Source organism: Telluribacter roseus (assembly GCF_017355915.2).
Classification (GTDB): Bacteria; Bacteroidota; Bacteroidia; order Cytophagales; family Spirosomataceae; genus Telluribacter.
In genome coordinates this window covers 16,753-35,519 of record NZ_JAFEUV020000004.1, presented here as the reverse complement: position 1 = coordinate 35,519, position 18,767 = coordinate 16,753, and the positions used below count along the sequence as shown (strand labels likewise).

Below are 18,767 nucleotides of genomic sequence, written 5' to 3'. Positions count from 1 at the left end.
CCCGGCTACCGCAATTCGTTATTAAGCAGACCAATCTCGGTCATGAGTCGGAAATAAGGCTGGCTGGCGGTTTCAATGAGCTGAGGCATCTGGTCTTCGTTTCGAAGATTGGTACCTACAAAGGAAACCATGCGGTAGTCCACCATCCGCTCGACAAACTTACGGATGTGCCGTTCTTCCCGCGCGTGAAACGACTGCCAGTCTACCTGAAAGAGTACCCCCATCCGGAATAGCTCAATGGTTCGTTCGAAATTATTCTGGAGGTAGGTGTATCGTTCGGGATGTGCCAGCAGAGGAACTACATTACGCTGAACCAGGCTCTGAGCCACCGCTTCCAGTTCTTTGGGTTCATCCAGTACGCCCGTCTCCATGAGCAGATAGGGCTTTTTACCACGTACCCCAAAGGTGAGCAGGGGCTCCCCCTCCCGTACCTGTTGCAGTAGTTCTTCCCCTACGTAGTACTCGGCGGCCATCTCTACCGTCAGGGGTACTTTCCGCTTTTTCAGCTCTTCCACCAGTTCGCCCCGCGCCTCCCTGATCCGCTGTAACGAATTTTCGTAGTACCCTTTCATGATGTGGGGAGTGGCCACTACCTTGGTGATACCTATGTCAACGAGGCACTGGGCCATCCGGATGCTGTTGTCCAGCAGGAGAGCTCCATTGTCTAATCCGGGTAGTATATGGGCGTGTACATCTACTTTTATGGTCGAGAGAGGCTTTCCGTAATTAACAGCTGGATTGGGCTTACGGGAGAAAAACGAAAAAGTCATAAAGTGCTATTTGACTTTATTATTGGGCAATGAGCGTGCCAATCTGAAGCCGGAAATTTATACTAAAAAAAATATCCTGTAATCGCTTGGATTACAGGATACGGGCTTTTTGTGGTATATTTATTGTACTATTAGCAGTTCCTACTCTTAGGCAAACAATGATTTAAAGGTAGGTAACACTATATCTTTTTCGGATACAATCGGATCTTTGACTCCCCAGTCAATGGCCAGGTCCGGATCGTTCCAGATAATACCCGACTCGGAGGCTTTACTATACAGGTTGGTACACTTGTAGCTGAAAATGGTGTCTTCCAGCGTTACAAATCCGTGCGCGAAGCCTTCGGGAATGTAAGCCAGGTTGTTCTTCTTGCCATCCAGCTCAAATACTTCGTACTTTCCGAAGGTCGGCGAATCAGGACGAATGTCAACGGCTACATCCAGTACCCGCCCGCTGATCACCCGCACGAGCTTTCCCTGGGCAAAGGGAGCATTCTGAAAATGAAGACCTCGCAGCACTCCTTTCACCGAGAAGGATTGGTTGTCCTGAACAAAGTTGGTAGGTAGTCCGGCCTTGCGATACGCCTCTTCATTATATGATTCAAAAAACGCCCCTCGCTCGTCTTCAAATACCCTCGGAAATATTTCGACTAATCCTTTAATTGACGTTTCGCGAATCTGCATAGATGTTGTTAATTGGTTAATTAAAATACCAGTTGCACAGGTAATCTCGGCGCAAATTTATGAATCTATTGGTAGAGGTTGTAATTTCGGCGAATTATTTCACGAGTTATGACTTACCAAGAGCTTTTTCAGCATATTCAACAGAAAAAAACCTACCTCTGCGTAGGGCTGGATACGGACATCCGGAAGATACCTGCCCACCTGCAGAAGGAAGCTGACCCTGTTTTTGAATTTAACCGCCAGATCATCGACGCCACCGCCGACTACTGCGTGGCCTACAAGCCCAACATTGCTTTCTACGAAGCCATGGGCGCCCGCGGCTGGGAAAGCCTGCAGAAAACGCTCGATTATATACCAAAGAGCCACTTTAGCATAGCCGATGCCAAGCGGGGTGATATTGGCAATACCTCCGGCCTGTACGCCCGCACGTTTTTTGATCCGGCTTCTTCCGGCTTAGATTTTGACTCCGTTACGGTAGCTCCCTACATGGGGCAGGACTCGGTGACTCCCTTTCTGGACTTTGAAGGAAAGTGGGTGATCCTGCTGGCGCTGACCTCCAACGGCGGCAGCGCCGACTTCCAACGGCTTACTACCACTGATGGCCCCTTGTACGAACAGGTACTGCGCACCTCCCAGACCTGGGCGGGCGCCGACCGGATGATGTACGTGGTGGGCGCTACCCAGGCTACGGCTCTGGAACACATCCGTGCTATAGTACCCGATCATTTTCTGCTGGTACCTGGTGTGGGAGCACAGGGCGGTAGCCTGGAGGATGTATCACGTTACGGAATGAACGCCCACTGCGGGTTGCTGGTCAATGCGTCCCGCAGCATTCTCTACGCGGGCAGTGGCACCGACTTTGCCGATGAGGCCCGTAAGGAAGCGCAACGGATGCAGCAGGAGATGGCCGCCTACCTGGACCAGTTTCTGAAGTAAGTCAGCTCTTTACAACTAATTAACATAAGCCATTACAGTAAGTACTTGTATATAAATGCAATCCATAGATAATCAGTATTCTATTCAGGGAGTAAGTCCCGTTGAGCTATGCCAGCAGTATGGCTCGCCCCTCTACGTGTACGATGGAGGTACCATCCGTCGGAAGGTACAGGAGCTGCAGGACGCCTTTGTCGGCGTCAAAATGAAGATCAAATACGCTTGTAAAGCCAATACCAACCTGGCTGTCCTGCGCCTGATGCGGGAGCTGGGCGTGGAGCTGGACGTCGTATCGCCGGGTGAATTTGCGATGGGACGTCGGGTAGGCTACGAAGGCTCTCAGATCACCTTTACGCCCAGCGGTGTACCTTACCACGAGGTAAGTACCGCCGTAGAAGAAGGTGCTACCGTGAACATCGACAGCCTGCCCCTGCTCGAGTGGTTCGGGCAGACCTACGGCAACAGCAAGCCCTGCCTTATCCGCCTGAAACCTAACGTAGCCGCCGGTGGTAATATCAAGATCATGACGGCTCATACCGACTCCAAGTTTGGGATATCAGTCGCCTTGCTGGATCAGGTCATTGCTACCGTACAGAAGTACAACATCCGGGTGGTAGGACTGCACCAGCACACAGGCTCGGATATTAAAGAAGCCGAACCTTTCCTGCGGGCAGCCAGTGTTATTTTTGAAGCCGCCATGCAATTCCCGGATCTGGAAGTGATTGATCTGGGCGGGGGCTTCAAGGTAGCGTACCATCCCGAAGATACCCTGACGGATATGAAGACACTCGGTCAGCAGATCACGGCAGGTTTTAAGGAATTCTGCGCCCGCTACGGCCGCGAACTGGAGCTGTGGTTTGAGCCGGGTAAGTTTCTGGTGAGCGAGTCGGGCTACCTGCTGGTGACCGCTACCGTCCTGAAAAACGATCCAGCCCGGTACTTCGTACACGTTGACTCCGGCCTTAACCATCTGATCCGCCCCATGATGTACGGATCATACCACCACATCCTGAACGTGTCGAACCCACAGGGCGAGAAACGTACCTATACGGTAGTAGGGTACATCTGCGAAACGGATACGTTTGCGACCGACCGCGAACTACCTGAGGTGCGTCCGGGTGATGTGTTGGCTTTCCTCAATGCGGGGGCCTATGGCCTTACCATGAGCTCTAACTACAACGCCCGTATGCGTCCGGCCGAGGTACTGGTTGACAACGGACAGGCTCGCCTGGTACGTCGCCGGGAGACGCTGGAGGACCTGCTTCGCACGCAGGAAGAGCTACTTTAAGTGTATCTTAGTTAGACCATATTCTTACAAGCAGGGCCGCCGTCGGGTGGTCCTGCTTTTTCTACTTAGTACCTGTGACTCCTCTCCCACTTCCCGTTCTTTATCAGTCGGCCGACCTGGTAGCCATCAACAAGCCCCACGGCCTGCTGGTGCACCGATCGCCCATAGCCAGCGACGCCAGCGAATTTGCGGTGCAGCTACTCCGCGACCAGCTGGGGCAACGGGTCCATCCGGTCCACCGGCTGGACCGCAAGACGGGGGGTGTACTCCTTTTTGCGCTGAATGAAGAGCTTAACTCGGCCATGCAGGTACTCTTTGCCGAGGGCAAAGTACACAAGAAGTACCTGGCCATTGTACGCGGACATACGCCAGACATGCTGGAGATAGACTATCCGCTGCGGAGGGAAGACGGAGTACTGCAGGAGGCCTTCACCAGCCTCAAAACCCTGGAACGTACCGAAGTACCCATACCGTTTGGCAAGCATGCTACCTCCCGCTATTCCCTGGTTGAGCTCACTCCTACCACGGGTCGTATGCACCAGCTGCGCAAGCACATGGCGCACATCTTTCACCCGATCATAGGCGACCGCCCCCACGGCTGCAACAAGCAGAACAAGCTCTTCAAAGAGCGATTTGAGATGACTACCATGCTCCTGCACGCCCGCTATGCCTCCTTTTTGCACCCTGCTACGGGAGAGCCGGTACACATTACGGCTCCGGTACAGGCCGAGTTTCAGCGGATGGTAGAAGAGTTGTTTCCATCTTTAAATCTACATCACGTTCTTCATTGAAGGTACTATAAGATGTAAACAGCATAACTGCCGGGACAAGCGGCTCATAAACAATAGGGGCGGCTACATGTAGCCGCCCCTATTGTTATACTATACCTCCTCAACTATTTAGTAAAGTACCCAGGTATCTTTACCACCGCCTCCCTGCGAAGAGTTCACAACGAGCGACCCTTTGCGCAAAGCCACCCGCGTCAGTCCTCCCGGTATCACGTGTATATCCTCACCGTACAGGATATACGGGCGCAGATCGACGTGCCGGCCTTCGGCATGGTCATCAATCATACAGGGTACCCGTGAAAGGGATATGGTAGGCTGTGCTATGTAGTTACGTGGGTTTTCCTTGATCTTCTGCCGAAACAACTCATGCTCCGCTTTGGTCGCCTTGGGACCGATCAGCATACCGTATCCTCCGGCCTCGTTGGCTTCTTTCACCACCAGGTCTTCTATGTTTTCAAGTACATACTGCATGTCACTGTCTTCCCGGCAGATGTGGGTCTGTACGTTGGAGATGATGGGGTCTTCCTGCAGGTAGTACTTGATAATACGGGGCACATAGGCATAAATCACCTTATCGTCGGCTACGCCGGTACCCGGGGCATTGGCCAGGGCCACACGTCCTTTCTTGTACACATCAAATATACCAGGTATACCAATGAGCGAATCCGGATTAAAAACGCGGGGATCCAGGAAGGTATCGTCAATGCGGCGGTAGATAACGTCCACAATCTGGAAACCGTTGGTCGTCCGCATCTTTACGTACCCATCCGATACCACCAGGTCACGTGCATCCACCAGCTCCACGCCCATCTGCTGAGCCAGGTACGAGTGCTCAAAATAAGCTGAGTTGTAAATACCCGGTGTCAGTACAGCTACCGTCGGGTTGGGACGATCGGCCAGGAACTGTAGCATCGAAAGCAGGCGCGACGGATAGTCAGATACCGGCCGTACCCCCGTACTGGCCAGTACATCCGGAAATATCTGCTTTGACAGCTCACGATTCTCCAGCATGTACGAAACGCCCGACGGGCAGCGAAGGTTGTCTTCCAGCACCATGAACGTCCCGTCATCGCCCCGGATCAAATCGGTACCCGTGATATGGCACCAAACCCCTTTGGGAGGTTTGAGACCCATACAGGCCGGAAGAAAGCACTTGCTCGACTCGATCAGATCCCGCGGTACCACCCCGTCTTTCAGGATGTGCTGCTCATTATAAATATCGTGGATAAACATGTTCAGCGCTTTGATACGCTGCTTAAGACCGCGCTCCAGATGCTCCCATTCAGTACCGGACACTACACGTGGGATAATATCCAGGGGCATGATACGCTCAGTTCCCTGTCCTTCCGAGTACACGTTGAAGGTAATACCCAGAGAAAGCATAGCCCGCTCCGCCGTAAGTCTCCGGTTGATCAGATCTTCACTGGTCAGTAGTTCAAACTTATTTTTAAGATATTCATAACCAGGACGTATTGTCCCTTCCTGGGTAAACATTTCATCGTAGAAATTCTCACTTTGGTAATCAGCGAAGGAAAAATTCATATGCACCACACAAGATTAAGCACTTACTTATCAATATTCACGAACAATATATCGCACAACACTCACATTGCAAAACTGGCTTTCATATTTAACCTTATTTGCAAAATAAAATTAAAATATCACAAAAGTAGATCAACAATTAAATCTGTTTCCACAGTAAGGGCTCCACTACTTTTAACTATTCATTAATTTATAACAGGCAGCCACCACGAATACAACAGTACCGGCGACAATTGAGTTATAAAAAGAGAGGGCTGAGCTGCTTCTGTTTTATATTAATTCTTTTATTTGTCACTATATTATGCTCCTCCTAATCAGGCAGCGTAGTTCTTGTACTGGCTTTATGCACAAAATCCTTTTATTTTTTCTTAGTGGTTGGTTAGGAGTGGCAACGGTGAGTATGGCGCAGCATATGCCGGGAGCTGCCATGAGCAACTATGCCGGTACGCAAGCCTTATACCACAATCCCGCTTTCGTGGCTGATTCAAGGTACAGTGTCTTTTTAAATCTAGCCGGTGCCCAGTTATACATGGCTGGTAATCATGCCAAGTACAACGCTCCTTTTTCAATAGCATCATTACTTACAAATACCGTACCCGCCCAGTACCGCAATGAAAGAGGCGCCATTGACCTAAAACGAAGACATATTGAAGAGAAGCTGAATGGCAGACTTAAGCACCTCAACGGTGGAGGAGATCTCCGGCTTCCCTCATTGATGGTAACTTTACCCGGTGGAAGGTTTGGGATAGCCGCTACCGCACGGGCTCGCTTAGGACTTAATGCTACCCAGGTTACGGAACCGATAGCCCGACTGGCACGAGGTGGTACACGAGAAAGTAACCTTATGGATGAGATTCATGAAAATCAGCGGGGCAACCTGCACTTCAACGGATTGGGTGAAGTGGCCTTTACGTTTGGAGGTATTGTACTGGACGATGAAACTGATTTTTTCAAGGCTGGCGCTACCGTAAAGCGTATAGTGGGACTGTATAATGCCCACGCTATTATTGACAACACCAGCTTCGGAGTAGTACCTGATCCGGCTTATAATAACAGAAAAGAAATAATACAGGTCCCGACTATTACGACCCGCTACGGCTACACGTCTGAGGAAGCTGTCAAGAACTTCCGGCCTAGTCCGGGCTGGCTGGTGGGTGGTGACTCACCCGGAGGCGGCTGGGGCCTGGACCTGGGGGTAGTATATGAGTACCGCCCGGATGTCAATAAGTATAGCTACACCGAAAAAGGAATACGCAAGCGAGATGGTACCAAAAATAAATACCTATACCGACTGGCTGTTTCGCTGACCGATATAGGCCGGGTCAATTTCAAGAATCCGGTGTATGTGAAGCAACAGGAAGCAAACGCCGTAGATAAAGAATTCAGATTTGATAATTTTCAGAAACTAAAAGGGAGTGATGGCTTCTTTGCTGCGGTGAGCAGTTCGCTGGGGGTACCTCCCCCGCCCCCTGCCACCTTCCGGTCGGTACTACCCACGGCCCTGCAGGCCAGCCTGGATTATAACATCAAGCCCAACGTATATGTAAATACCCTGTGGGTGCAGAACCTGCGCAGCCCATCCGCCTTTGGCATGAAGGCGGAGTCGGTACTGGCCGTAACGCCCCGCTACGAGCACCGCTGGTACGAACTGTCGGTCCCGGTCTCGCTCATGAACCGCTACAGCTCATTGGGCGTCGGTCTGGCCGGACGCGTAGGTCCGGTATGGTTTGGTACTGACCACCTGACATCCCTGCTTAATATCGGCAAGCCCAAGGTATTTAACGTATACTTTGGAGTCTCGGCGGGCTTATTCCGTCGCCCACCCCTGTCGCCTACCCGCTGCTGGCCGGCAGAAGCATCATGGTGGAAACGCCTGTTTCAGAGAAAGGAGTACCGCTAGCCCTATTCATAATTATTAATTCATCTATTTTTTTCACTTCAACTCTCTTTTCTTCGCCACTTTTGCACCTGGTCTTCCGACCAGCACTCCTACTAGTATCATTTATTACCTATATGTTTTCTTTTATCTCCTCTATGAAACAAATGCTGATCAGCCTGCTGATCCTGCTCGTAACACTGAATAGTGCTCTTGCCCAGCTAAAATCAGGCCCCATGGTGGGCTACTCGGATATGCTGGAAGTAATGCTGTGGGCGCAGACTACTCAACCGGCCAAAGTAAAGATCCTGTACTGGGAAGCAGGCAAAGCCGACCAGAAAAAAAGTACCGGCGAGGTACAGACCCAGAAGCAGTCGGCCTACGTGGCTCGTCTGTTTGCCGATCAGGTGACTCCGGGTAAAAAGTATGAGTACGAGGTCTATATTAACGGCAAAAAAGCACCTGTTACATACCCGCTCCGGTTCCAGACGCAGGCCCTGTGGCAGTGGCGGGCCGACCCGCCCGCCTTTCGCTTTGCGATTGGTAGCTGCAACTACGTAAACGAACCCGCCTACGACCGCCCCGGCCGTGCCTACGGCGATGGCTTTGAGATATTTGGGAGCATAGCCAATAAGAAGCCCGACTTTATGCTGTGGGGTGGCGACAACACCTACCTGCGCGAACCCGACTGGAACACCCGTACGGGCATCCTGCACCGCTATACCCATACCCGATCGCTACCTCAGATGCAGCCCCTCCTGGGCAGTACCCACAACTACGCCATCTGGGATGATCACGACTACGGACCCGACGACTCCGACCGTTCCTTCTGGCTGAAAGATACCGCCGCGGATGTATTCCGGCTCTTCTGGGGTAATCCCAACTATATATTTCCGGGGGCTACCACAGGTACCTTCGCCTGGAGCGATGCCCAGTTTTTCCTGCTCGACGACCGCTGGTTCAAAGCGCCCAATAAGCTGGTAGCTCAGCAGCGCGACTACTTTGGCGAAGAGCAGATCCGCTGGCTGCTGGATGCGCTGGCCAGTAGTACGGCCACTTTCAAGTTTATCGTGTCGGGTGGACAAATTATCAATCCTACGGCTGTTTTTGAAAATTACGCCAACTACTCAGCCGAGCGGGAGCGGCTCCTGAGAGCCATCACCGAGGCCCGCATACCCGGAGTGATATTCCTGACCGGCGACCGCCACCACACCGCAATTCATAAGCTCGACCGGGCAGGTACTTATCCGCTGTATGATTTCACCATCTCCCCGCTCACCTCGGGCAGCGCCAATCCGGTCGAAAAAGAACTCACGCAGCCTACTCTGGATCGTGAGTCGGTAGTCACTCAACGTAACTTCGCTACCTTTGACATCAGTGGCCCCCTCAAGGACCGTGCCCTGAAGGTCACGGTCTACGATGTGAAAGGCCAGGAACTATGGACCCGCGAGCTAAAAGCCACCGAATTAAAGTAGTACCTATTTCGGGTAGTGCGCGATAAACCATTCCTCTTGTTTCAACGTTTATTTATATGGCTTCAAGAGCTGATCAGCCCCTCCCGTGAGCGTTCTGATCTAAAAAGCTTCAACCATAAATCAAGCAGCGTTACCCTATGAAACAGATACGATTGGTAGTCTTGGTCAGTACCCTTTTGGGACTGCTTTCCTTTTCGTGCACCACCAACGCGCAAAAGCAGAAAGAGCAGGATAAAGAGCCCGTTCGTCAGGTACAGAAAACCAGTGACGAATGGAAAAAACAGCTGAGCGCCCAGCAATATTATGTACTTCGCGAAAAAGGTACCGAGCGCGCATTTACCAGTCCATACAATGCCAATAAGCAGAAAGGCGTGTACAAGTGCGCTGCCTGTAATACGCCGCTGTTCAGCTCACAGCATAAGTTTGACTCCGGCACCGGCTGGCCCAGCTTCTATAAACCACTCTTTTCCAATAACGTAGAAGAACGGCCGGATCATGAACTGGGCATGACCCGGACCGAAGTACTCTGCAAGGTTTGTGGCGGACATCTGGGTCACGTTTTTGACGATGGACCAGCTCCAACGGGTCTTCGTTATTGCCTCAACGGGGTAGCTCTGAGCTTTGAGAAGAAATAATAAACCATATGTAATGGAGCCGAACGTACCAGTTATCGTTCGGCTTTCGTTATATTTGACCCCAATGAACTAATTCGCTTGATGGAAGCTATACGAGCTTTTTTTAGAAAACTAAGTACCGTACTTCAACACTTTGTACATCAGATTAAGACCGCTCTGAGCAATCTGTTCTATGGCATAGCCACCAGGATTGCCGGTAAAGAGCGGGTGGATCGCTTCCGGTCACAGGTACACTATCGCTACTCTAAGATACGCCAGTACTGGGACCGCAACGTTGACCGCGACTCACCTTACTATCGCCCCATCGTACGCACCTGGCAGTTCTTTTTGTACGGTCTGCTATTTGGTGTTTTTTATATCTTTTGCGTGGAGACCAATTTTCTGTGGCTCATGGGCAGCATGCCCAGCGTAGAGGACCTGCAGAACCCGAGGGTAGCGCAGTCGTCGGAGATCTATACGTCGGATGGCGTGATGATCGGTAAGTTCTACACCGAGAACCGTACGCCCGTTCCTTTCGAGAAGATTTCGCCGCACCTGATAGATGCCCTGATCGCGACCGAAGACATCCGCTTTTATAACCACTCCGGTATTGATTATAAGGCACTCGGTGCCGTGGCCGTAGGTATTGTAACCGGTGCCACCGACCGCGGAGGTGGAAGTACCATTACCCAGCAGCTGGCTAAAAAACTATTCAAAACCCGTCGTACTTCGGCACGGGGGGCACTGGGTTATGTTCCCGTGGTGCGTACCGTTATTTATAAAACCAAAGAATGGCTGACGGCTATAAAACTGGAGCGTAACTTTACGAAGCAGGAAATCCTGACCATGTACTTCAATACCGTAGATTATGGTAATAATACCTACGGGATCAACACGGCCACCAAGTCCTACTTCAGCAAATCGCCGGACAGCCTCAATGTACAGGAAGCCGCCGTACTGGTAGGTCTGCAGAAAGCCACAACTACCTACAACCCCATCCGTAACCCCAAGCGCTCCAAGGAGCGCCGCGATGTGGTGATCAGCCAGATGGCCAAGTATGGTTATATCAAGCCTGAGCAGGCCGACTCGATCAGCCAGCTCCCCATCGAGCTGAAAACCAACTTTGAGACTCCCTATGACGGCAACGCCAACTACTTCAAAAACGCGGTGGTGGATTTTGTCAAGGAATGGGGGGAGAAAAATGGCTATGACCTCTACACCGATGGTCTGAAAATATATACTACCATTGACTCCCGGATGCAGGCCCACGCCGAGGATGCCGTATCCCAGAAAATGCAGCAGCTACAACGTGTGTTTGAAGATCACTGGGGGAATAAGAATCCGTGGGTGGATGAAAACGGTAAAGAGATTCAGGACTTCCTGGAAAACGTAGTAAAGCGTACCCGCCGCTACCAGACCCTAGCTGCCCGCTTCCCTAACCAACCCGACTCCATCAACCACTACCTCAATAAGAAGGATACGATGGTAGTGTATGACTGGAAAACGGGTGGTGAAATGACCAAGTTCTGGAGCCCGATGGACTCGCTCAACTACTACAAGCGGGTACTTAGAGCCGGTATGATGGCCATGAACCCGTACACGGGTCATATCAGAGCCTGGGTCGGTGACTTGAACTACGATTTCTTTAAATACGACCACGTAAAACAGGGCAAACGCCAGCCCGGCTCTACCTTTAAGCCATTTGTGTACGCTACGGCCATTGATGATGAAACCTTCAACATGGGCCCCTGTGACAGGATTCAGGATAGACCTTTCCAGAAAGAAGTAGAGCAGGATGGTAAAAAGACGGTGTGGAGACCCAAGAACTCAACGGGGTACTTCTCTTACTCCAACATGACCTTACGGAGAGCCCTGGCGCAATCAGTCAACTCCATCACGGCCTCCCTCACGGATCAAGTGGGTGCTGCCAACGTAGCCAAGTACGCCAAAAAACTCGGTATCAGCAGCCCGCTGGAACCGGTACCTTCCATAGGTCTGGGACCGTTTGATGTCAGTCTGTACGATATGGTGGCTGCGTATAGTGCCTTTGTCAACAGTGGTATCTACACCGAGCCGATCCTGGTAACCCGCATCGAAGACCGCAATGGTACCGTCATCGAAGAGTTTGTACCCGAGCACCGCCAGGCGATCAAACCTGAGTCGGCCTACCTGATGGTGCATATGCTCAAAGGAGGTGTAGAAGAATCGGGGGGTACTTCATCCAGCATACGCTGGCTGTTCCCGGAGGTAGCCAAGAATGGCAACGAAATAGGCGGCAAGACCGGTACTACTTCCAACAACTCCGACGGCTGGTTTATCGCCGTTACCCGTGACCTGGTAGCCGGAGCCTGGGTAGGTGGCGACGACCGTAGTATTCACTTCCGGAGTACCCGCCTGGGTGAAGGTGCCAAGACGGCCCTGCCGCTAGTAGGCAGCTTCCTGGAAAGGGTATACAAGGATAAATCGGTTGGTCTGGAGCGAGGGCCTTTTCCCAAGCCTAGCTTCCCGGTTAATAAGGATATCAACTGTACACCGGTGTACGAAGCCCGACCCGATTCGCTGGAATTCGAACCGGACAGTACCGAAACGATTGAGGAGGAAGAGATTGACTTCGGTCCGCCACCACCGCCACTACCGGGTATTGATTCTGTTCGAAGAAACTTCTGATACAATAACTAAAACTAAAAAGGGAAGGCTTAGCAGCCTTCCCTTTTTCTATTCAATCATTTCATGATTCTACACTTCCTGAGCACGCTGAATAATTATCCGGCTATTTTGAGTACATCCTTGTACTGCATCCGGTACAGGTTGGCGTAGAAGCCATTCTTCTCGAGTAGCTTCTCGTGGGTACCTTCTTCTTTGATTTCCCCTTTATCTACTACTATAATCTTATCAGCCTCCTGAATGGTCGAAAGCCGGTGGGCAATCACAATGGCGGTACGGCCTTCCATCAGTTTTTCAATCGCCTTCTGGATCAACTCTTCCGTTTCGGAATCTACCGACGAGGTAGCCTCGTCCAGTACTATGATCCGGGGATCGTGTACCATCGCCCGCACGAACGATATCAGCTGCCGCTGTCCTACCGATAGCGTCGAACCCCGCTCCATCACGTTGTACTGGTAGCCACCGGGCAGGCGTTCAATAAACTCATGTACTCCTACCAGCTTGGCCGCCTCCACGATCTTCTCGTGGGTAATATCCGGATTCCCCAGACGAATGTTATTTTCGATGGTATCCGAGAACAGGAATACATCCTGTAGTACTACCCCAATGTTACGACGCAGAGCACCTAGTTCATAATCATGTACCTCTACTCCATCAATGTATATATTGCCCTTATTGATATCATAAAAGCGGCTCAACAGGTTGATAATGGATGATTTGCCCGCTCCCGTAGCTCCGACAAAGGCTACTGTCTCGCCCTCGTTGACCTTGAAGTTGATGTTTTTGAGCACATAATCTTCGTCATTATAGGCAAACCATACATCCTTAAACTCCACATTACCCTTGATCGTATCCGGATTATGTGTTCCCTCATTGGCAGTATATTCATCGCTATCCAGTAGTTTGAGGATACGGTCGGTACTTACAATACCCATCTGCAGGGTATTGAAGCGATCGGCCAGCTGCCGGATAGGCCGAAAGAACAGGTTAATGAACATCACGAAGGCCGTCACGGTACCGAAGGTAACCTCGTGGTTCAGGATCTGCTGCGAGCCGTACCATACCACCAGACCCGTACCCGCCGCCGCAATAACGTCCGCTACGGGGAAGTAGATAGAGTAGTACAGGATAGAGCGGATGTTGGAGTCGCGGTGCTGGGTATTAATCTCCCTGAACTTCTCGTACTCAATCTTTTCACTGCTGAATATCTGGACAATGCTCATGCCCGTAATGTGCTCCTGCACAAACGAGTTGAGGTTAGATACCGCCGCCCGTACTTCATTGAAGGCATCTTTGATCTTCTCCTTGAATATGTACGTACTGATCAGCATCAGCGGAATCATCGAAAGGCTGATTACCGACAGCTTCCAGTCGGTATAGAACATAACCGATATGATCAGGACCAGCTGCAGGATATCACCCGCTATGGCCGCCATACCGTCACTGAATACATTGGAAAGGGTTTCGATGTCCGAAATGGTCCGGGTTACCAACCGGCCGATGGGCGTATTATCAAAGAACTTGAGACGGAGGTTAACGATCTTCTCGTACAGCTGCACCCGTATATCCCGGATGATGTACTGCCCCAACCAGCCCGACAGGTAGGTATTGACAAACTGTACTAATCCCTGCACCACCAGTACCACTATCATGATGCCCAGCATCAGGGCCAGCTGGTTGTAGTTACCCTTAGCGATGGGCTCATCTATAGTGTACTTGATCAGCAGCGGAATGACCGGAGCCAGTACCGCACTGACCATGATGATAAAGATCAGCAGGTAAAATTGCTTTTTGTACGGCCCTACGAAGGTATACAGACGCCTCAGCGTAGGCAGATCGAATATTTGGCCGCTTTTGGTTTCCTGATTCACGGGTGAAGAAAAGTAGTTTCTGGTATGTTTTTTCTAACACTAAAAAAGTAACGAAAGTTACAGCTACTCTCTCAATGCTACAATCCGCGGGTGAGTAGTAGTCACTGGTAAGGGTAGATTCGGGACTTATTTCTATTTTACATCTGTAATTCATCCAAAGGTACTCTTTCTATGGAACTCTTCCTTAGTATTTGTCTGGGTTTGGGGCTAAGTGCCAGTACGGGTTTCCGCATATTTGTGCCCATGTTGCTGGCTAACATCGCCACCATGAACGGATGGATTACCCCTACCGAAGGCTTTGCCTGGTTGGCTACCTGGCCGGCCTTTTTTGCCTTACTGACGGCCACCATTGTCGAGATCGGCGCCTACTACATCCCCTTCATTGACAACCTGCTTGATACCATAGCCACTCCCCTGTCGGTAGCAGCGGGTACGCTATTGACTACTTCATTTGTAGAAGTAGATAGTCCGGTATTGCAGTGGGGGCTGGGGCTGATCGTGGGTGGTGGTAGCGCCGGGTTAATACAGGCGGGTACAGGTTTATTACGGCTGGCTTCATCTAAAACCACCGTTGGGCTGGGCAATCCGGTTATTTCTACATTTGAAAATATTGCCTCTTTCTTCCTTTCCGGCATAGCTATATTTCTGCCAATTATTGCTTTTGTGCTCGTTGCGGGTCTACTTTGGTGGCTATTCCGGCGCATAGACCGGTGGAGAAAAAAGAGCGTGCAGCCCCGATAGACAAGCCCTCACTACCCTATGGAGCAATTAGTCCTGAGTAACACACTGCCTACCCACAACCTGCCGAAAGCGGCCGGTGAAGCCCCCGTCCTGAAGATATTCCGGTTCAAAAATAGTCCGGAGTCCAAAACACAGGCAACAGGTCTGCTGCCCGTTACGCCGTTACCTACTAATACCCCCCACCGGCACAGCTACTACGAGATCCTGTTCTTTGAAGAAGGTCAGGGCTTCCACGAAGTTGACTTTCGTACGTATCCGGTCAGTGCGCCCAGTGTTCATTTTCTACCTCCGGGTAAGGTACATCTGCTTACGCCTACGGCCGATTGCCGGGGCTACATCGTAGCGTTTTCAGAAGGATTTTATTCCTTTTACGGGACTCCGCAATCCCTCCCCCTTTCGCAGGTACCGTTCTTTCAAACGGGCCTCCACGAGCCGGTACTTTCCTTACCGGACCAAACCAAGAAGTACTTTCAGCATATGCTTGAAAATATGGTAGGTGATTTTCTGGAAAATAGTACCGACAACAGTGCTGTACTGGGCTCTTACCTCCACATTTTTCTGCAGAAGTGCCTGCGGCTGGCCGCCCGCCAGACCGAAATACGTGCTCAGTCTCCTGCGCCTGCGTCGGACCTGACGGGTCGGTTCAGGGAAATGGTGGAAAGGAACTTCCGCGAAATGCACGAAGTACAGCAGTACGCCGCCGCCCTGGACGTATCGCCTGATTACCTGAGCAAAACCATCAAGAGGCACGTGGGCGTATCGGCGGGCGAATATATCCTGGATAAACTCCTGCTGGAGGCCAAGCGGCTGCTGGTATTCACCCAGTTGAGCAGCAAGGAAATCTCGTATCACATCAACATAGAAGACCCTTCGTACTTCGGTCGTATTTTCAAACGCAAAACCGGCCTTACCCCTAACGAGTACCGCGTTTCAGTTCGGAAAAGTGCCAGTCACTAGCAAAAATGTACCTTGAAACCCCTTTCATCTACTTCTATCTTTGTATTATCCTAGAATCAAGCATCTAAATAATACTATCCAAGAAGTACATGAAGATCAGGAACGACATTACAGCTGCCTCTTTACAGCCCAAAATCGACCGGCTGTGGCAACTTTCGGCCGAAAAGATCCGGTTAATCAACCAAGAGTACGACATCACCAAAGGCTCGCCGGTATTTACGGTACAGGGCAAGTACACCACCCGCGGCTGGACCGAATGGACCGAAGGCTTCCGCTACGGAGCTGAGGTACTGCAGTACGACGCTACCGGAGAAGAGGAGTTTCTGGAAGAAGCCCGGAAGCATACGGTAGCACAGATGGCTTCACACGTGGGACATTTTGGTGTACACGACCACGGCTTCAACAACGTAAGTACCTACGGTAACCTGCTTCGTCTGATGAATGAGGGACGCATTCCTGAGAATAAATGGGAGCGCGACTTCTACGAGATAGCTCTCAAAATTTCCGGTGCGGTACAGGCTCGTCGCTGGACGAATATCAAAACCCTTCCCGTGGAGAACGGCGGCTATATCTATTCATTCAACGGTCCACACTCACTCTTTGTAGATACCATTCGCTCGGTACGCGCCCTGATGGTATCACACCGGCTGGGTCACAGCCTCATGGGTGAGAACGATATAAAAGTAAGTCTGCTCGAAAGGGGTACCAAGCACTCCATCGCTACCGCGATGTACTCGGTATACTACGGCGAAGGCCGCGATAGCTATGATCTACGCGGACGTACCGCCCACGAAAGTATATTCAATACCAACGACGGCAACTTCCGTAGCCCCAACTCCCAGCAGGGCTTCTCGGGCTTTACTACCTGGACCCGCGGACTGGCCTGGGCGATGGTAGGCTTTGCTGAGCAACTGGAGTCACTGGCGAGCTTCTCCGATGAGGAACTATCGGCATTAGGAGGGCGTAGCGCCATCGAATCCATCTACCTCAAAGCCGCCAAAGCTACCTGCGACTTCTATATCGAGAATACCGCCGCCGATGGCATACCTTACTGGGATACCGGCGCGCCTCAGCTTTACCAACTCGGCGACTATACCGAACGCGCCTCAGACCCCTACAACGCCTACGAGCCGGTGGACAGCTCCGCGGCCGCCATTGGCTCACAGGGACTCCTGCGCCTGGGTAAGTACCTTCAGGATCAGGGCCAGCCCGAAGAGGGCAATCGCTACTGGCAGGCCGGACTCACGGCGGTAGACTCGCTGTTCCAGGAGCCTTACCTGTCTGTCGACCCGCAGCACCAGGGTCTCCTTCTGCACTCGGTATACCACCGTCCCAACGGCTGGGACTACATCCCCGAAGGCCAGCAGGTACCTTGTGGCGAATCAAGCATGTGGGGCGACTACCACGCCCGCGAAGTAGCCCTCTACCTGCACCGCATCAACCAGAACCAGCCGTACTATACCTACCTGGGAGCTGTAAAATAATTTTTGAATGAGATAATGGGAGAATTGTGAATGATGAATGAATTCTCCCATTCTTTTCCTGAAATACTCGTTCTCTCATTCACTAAATCACTAAATCACTCATTCAAAAATGAATCTAGATAGATGTTGCGTGCATACGATCACCACCAAGCCCTGGGGGCTATCGGAGGCCGTGGAGAACTACGCCGCGGCTGGCATCAAAGGCATAAGCGTATGGCAGAATGCCATCGAAGGCATAGGTCCGCACCGGGCTGGTGAGCTGATCCGTAGTGCGGGACTGGAGGTGGTATCGTACGTACGGGGTGGTTTCTTCCCTCACACGAGCAGTACCGAACGCGCCAAAGCCATTGATCATAACCGCAAGCTGCTGGAAGAAGCCGCCGCTTTGGGCGCGCCCCTGATCGTACTGGTGTGCGGAGCTTCGCCCGACCAGTCGCTGGACGTATCGCGTCAGCAGATTCGGGATGGTATTGAGGCGGTACTGCCCCTGGCCGAAAAGCTGAACGTGAAGCTGGCCATCGAGCCGCTGCACCCGATGTACGCCGCTGACCGCTCTGCGATCAATACGCTGAAACAGGCCAACGACATGGCCGAAACCTTCAGCTCGGCACACGTAGGGGTAGCGGTGGATGTATACCACCTCTGGTGGGAGCCTAACCTACAGGGCGAAATAACCCGCTGTGGTGCCAACGGTAATCTGCTGGCCTACCACGTCTGCGACTGGAAAGTCAATACGCTGGACCTGCTCAACGACCGGGGCCTGATGGGCGAAGGCTGCATAGACCTGCGTCAGATCCGCCAGTGGGTAGAAGAAACGGGCTTCAAGGGCTTCTGCGAAGTAGAAATCTTCTCGAACATCTACTGGCAGCAAGACCAGCACGAGTTCCTCAAAAAGATCACCGACGCTTTCGTAGCGCATGTGTAGGTAGTTGTTAGCTGGTAGCTTTTAAAGGGCCTCAACCTAAGGCGATATAAGACAGGCTCCGGTTTTTGAAAGGCCTATAAATACCCAAGAGCCGCCTGTCACTAAGTGTCGCTCCTATGGAGCTTTGAATCCGGTTTGACGACTCGTTGCTGCTACTG

General features: G+C 51.6%; 15 protein-coding genes. 11 read left to right on the top strand and 4 right to left on the bottom strand.

What is annotated here, in order from left to right:
- Positions 1-5: 5 nt before the first annotated feature.
- Positions 6-770, bottom strand: a complete 765-nt coding sequence (locus JTN23_RS09270; RefSeq protein ID WP_247234184.1) for a tyrosine-protein phosphatase — start codon at positions 768-770, stop codon at positions 6-8.
- Positions 771-917: 147 nt separating this feature from the next.
- Positions 918-1,451: a dTDP-4-dehydrorhamnose 3,5-epimerase gene (rfbC, locus tag JTN23_RS09265; RefSeq protein WP_247234182.1), complete on the bottom strand. Its 534-nt coding sequence runs from the start codon at positions 1,449-1,451 to the stop codon at positions 918-920.
- A 108-nt stretch (positions 1,452-1,559) separates the two neighbouring features.
- On the opposite strand from rfbC, the gene pyrF reads away from it, so the two are divergent.
- From pyrF to JTN23_RS09250, 3 genes are all read left to right on the top strand, one after another.
- Positions 1,560-2,387 (top strand): orotidine-5'-phosphate decarboxylase, encoded by an 828-nt coding sequence (pyrF, locus tag JTN23_RS09260; protein ID WP_247234180.1) that lies wholly within the window; start codon positions 1,560-1,562, stop codon positions 2,385-2,387.
- Between the two features lie 55 nt (positions 2,388-2,442).
- Positions 2,443-3,672 (top strand): diaminopimelate decarboxylase, encoded by a 1,230-nt coding sequence (lysA, locus tag JTN23_RS09255; RefSeq protein WP_247234178.1) that lies wholly within the window; start codon positions 2,443-2,445, stop codon positions 3,670-3,672.
- Between the two features lie 74 nt (positions 3,673-3,746).
- Entirely contained in the window at positions 3,747-4,463 is a 717-nt protein-coding gene (locus tag JTN23_RS09250; RefSeq protein ID WP_247234176.1) for a pseudouridine synthase, read from the top strand.
- A gap of 108 nt (positions 4,464-4,571) precedes the next feature.
- On the opposite strand, the gene JTN23_RS09245 is transcribed toward JTN23_RS09250, so the two are convergent.
- A complete protein-coding gene (locus JTN23_RS09245; protein WP_247234174.1) occupies positions 4,572-6,002 on the bottom strand; it encodes a circularly permuted type 2 ATP-grasp protein in 1,431 nt (476 codons plus the stop codon).
- Between the two features lie 400 nt (positions 6,003-6,402).
- On the opposite strand from JTN23_RS09245, the gene JTN23_RS09240 reads away from it, so the two are divergent.
- From JTN23_RS09240 to JTN23_RS09225, 4 genes are all read left to right on the top strand, one after another.
- On the top strand, positions 6,403-7,902 hold the full coding sequence (locus tag JTN23_RS09240; protein ID WP_247234172.1) for a DUF5723 family protein: 1,500 nt from the start codon (positions 6,403-6,405) through the stop codon (positions 7,900-7,902).
- A gap of 134 nt (positions 7,903-8,036) precedes the next feature.
- Positions 8,037-9,353 carry an alkaline phosphatase D family protein gene (locus tag JTN23_RS09235; RefSeq protein ID WP_310586711.1) on the top strand — a complete coding sequence of 439 codons (1,317 nt, stop codon included), beginning with the start codon at positions 8,037-8,039 and terminating at the stop codon, positions 9,351-9,353.
- Between the two features lie 137 nt (positions 9,354-9,490).
- A complete protein-coding gene (gene msrB, locus JTN23_RS09230; RefSeq protein ID WP_247234170.1) occupies positions 9,491-9,988 on the top strand; it encodes a peptide-methionine (R)-S-oxide reductase MsrB in 498 nt (165 codons plus the stop codon).
- 81 nt (positions 9,989-10,069) lie between these two features.
- Positions 10,070-12,634, top strand: coding sequence for a penicillin-binding protein 1A (locus JTN23_RS09225; protein ID WP_247234168.1), 2,565 nt, complete (start codon positions 10,070-10,072; stop codon positions 12,632-12,634).
- A 95-nt stretch (positions 12,635-12,729) separates the two neighbouring features.
- Here JTN23_RS09225 and JTN23_RS09220 read toward each other — a convergent pair whose 3' ends face one another.
- Positions 12,730-14,502, bottom strand: a complete 1,773-nt coding sequence (locus JTN23_RS09220) for an ABC transporter ATP-binding protein (RefSeq protein ID WP_247234166.1) — start codon at positions 14,500-14,502, stop codon at positions 12,730-12,732.
- 171 nt (positions 14,503-14,673) lie between these two features.
- Between JTN23_RS09220 and JTN23_RS09215 the strand changes: the two genes are divergently transcribed.
- The 4 genes from JTN23_RS09215 (at position 14,674) to JTN23_RS09200 (ending at position 18,609) form a co-directional block, all read left to right on the top strand.
- Positions 14,674-15,243 (top strand): DUF4126 domain-containing protein, encoded by a 570-nt coding sequence (locus JTN23_RS09215; protein WP_247234164.1) that lies wholly within the window; start codon positions 14,674-14,676, stop codon positions 15,241-15,243.
- A gap of 18 nt (positions 15,244-15,261) precedes the next feature.
- On the top strand, positions 15,262-16,200 hold the full coding sequence (locus tag JTN23_RS09210; RefSeq protein ID WP_247234162.1) for a helix-turn-helix domain-containing protein: 939 nt from the start codon (positions 15,262-15,264) through the stop codon (positions 16,198-16,200).
- Positions 16,201-16,289: 89 nt separating this feature from the next.
- On the top strand, positions 16,290-17,684 hold the full coding sequence (locus JTN23_RS09205) for a glycosyl hydrolase (protein WP_247234160.1): 1,395 nt from the start codon (positions 16,290-16,292) through the stop codon (positions 17,682-17,684).
- Positions 17,685-17,793: 109 nt separating this feature from the next.
- A complete protein-coding gene (locus JTN23_RS09200; RefSeq protein ID WP_247234158.1) occupies positions 17,794-18,609 on the top strand; it encodes a sugar phosphate isomerase/epimerase family protein in 816 nt (271 codons plus the stop codon).
- Positions 18,610-18,767: the final 158 nt, after the last annotated feature.

What these genes read in the sequence shown, in the direction of transcription:
- JTN23_RS09200 (WP_247234158.1), top strand. Translation starts at nt 17,794, where the DNA reads ATGAATCTAGATAGATGTTGCGTGCATACGATCACCACCAAGCCCTGG.
- JTN23_RS09240 (WP_247234172.1), top strand. Translation starts at nt 6,403, where the DNA reads ATGGCGCAGCATATGCCGGGAGCTGCCATGAGCAACTATGCCGGTACG.
- lysA (WP_247234178.1), top strand. Translation starts at nt 2,443, where the DNA reads ATGCAATCCATAGATAATCAGTATTCTATTCAGGGAGTAAGTCCCGTT.
- JTN23_RS09225 (WP_247234168.1), top strand. Translation starts at nt 10,070, where the DNA reads ATGGAAGCTATACGAGCTTTTTTTAGAAAACTAAGTACCGTACTTCAA.
- JTN23_RS09245 (WP_247234174.1), bottom strand. Translation starts at nt 6,002, where the DNA reads ATGAATTTTTCCTTCGCTGATTACCAAAGTGAGAATTTCTACGATGAA.
- msrB (WP_247234170.1), top strand. Translation starts at nt 9,491, where the DNA reads ATGAAACAGATACGATTGGTAGTCTTGGTCAGTACCCTTTTGGGACTG.
- JTN23_RS09205 (WP_247234160.1), top strand. Translation starts at nt 16,290, where the DNA reads ATGAAGATCAGGAACGACATTACAGCTGCCTCTTTACAGCCCAAAATC.
- JTN23_RS09210 (WP_247234162.1), top strand. Translation starts at nt 15,262, where the DNA reads ATGGAGCAATTAGTCCTGAGTAACACACTGCCTACCCACAACCTGCCG.
- JTN23_RS09215 (WP_247234164.1), top strand. Translation starts at nt 14,674, where the DNA reads ATGGAACTCTTCCTTAGTATTTGTCTGGGTTTGGGGCTAAGTGCCAGT.
- JTN23_RS09270 (WP_247234184.1), bottom strand. Translation starts at nt 770, where the DNA reads ATGACTTTTTCGTTTTTCTCCCGTAAGCCCAATCCAGCTGTTAATTAC.
- rfbC (WP_247234182.1), bottom strand. Translation starts at nt 1,451, where the DNA reads ATGCAGATTCGCGAAACGTCAATTAAAGGATTAGTCGAAATATTTCCG.
- JTN23_RS09235 (WP_310586711.1), top strand. Translation starts at nt 8,037, where the DNA reads ATGAAACAAATGCTGATCAGCCTGCTGATCCTGCTCGTAACACTGAAT.
- pyrF (WP_247234180.1), top strand. Translation starts at nt 1,560, where the DNA reads ATGACTTACCAAGAGCTTTTTCAGCATATTCAACAGAAAAAAACCTAC.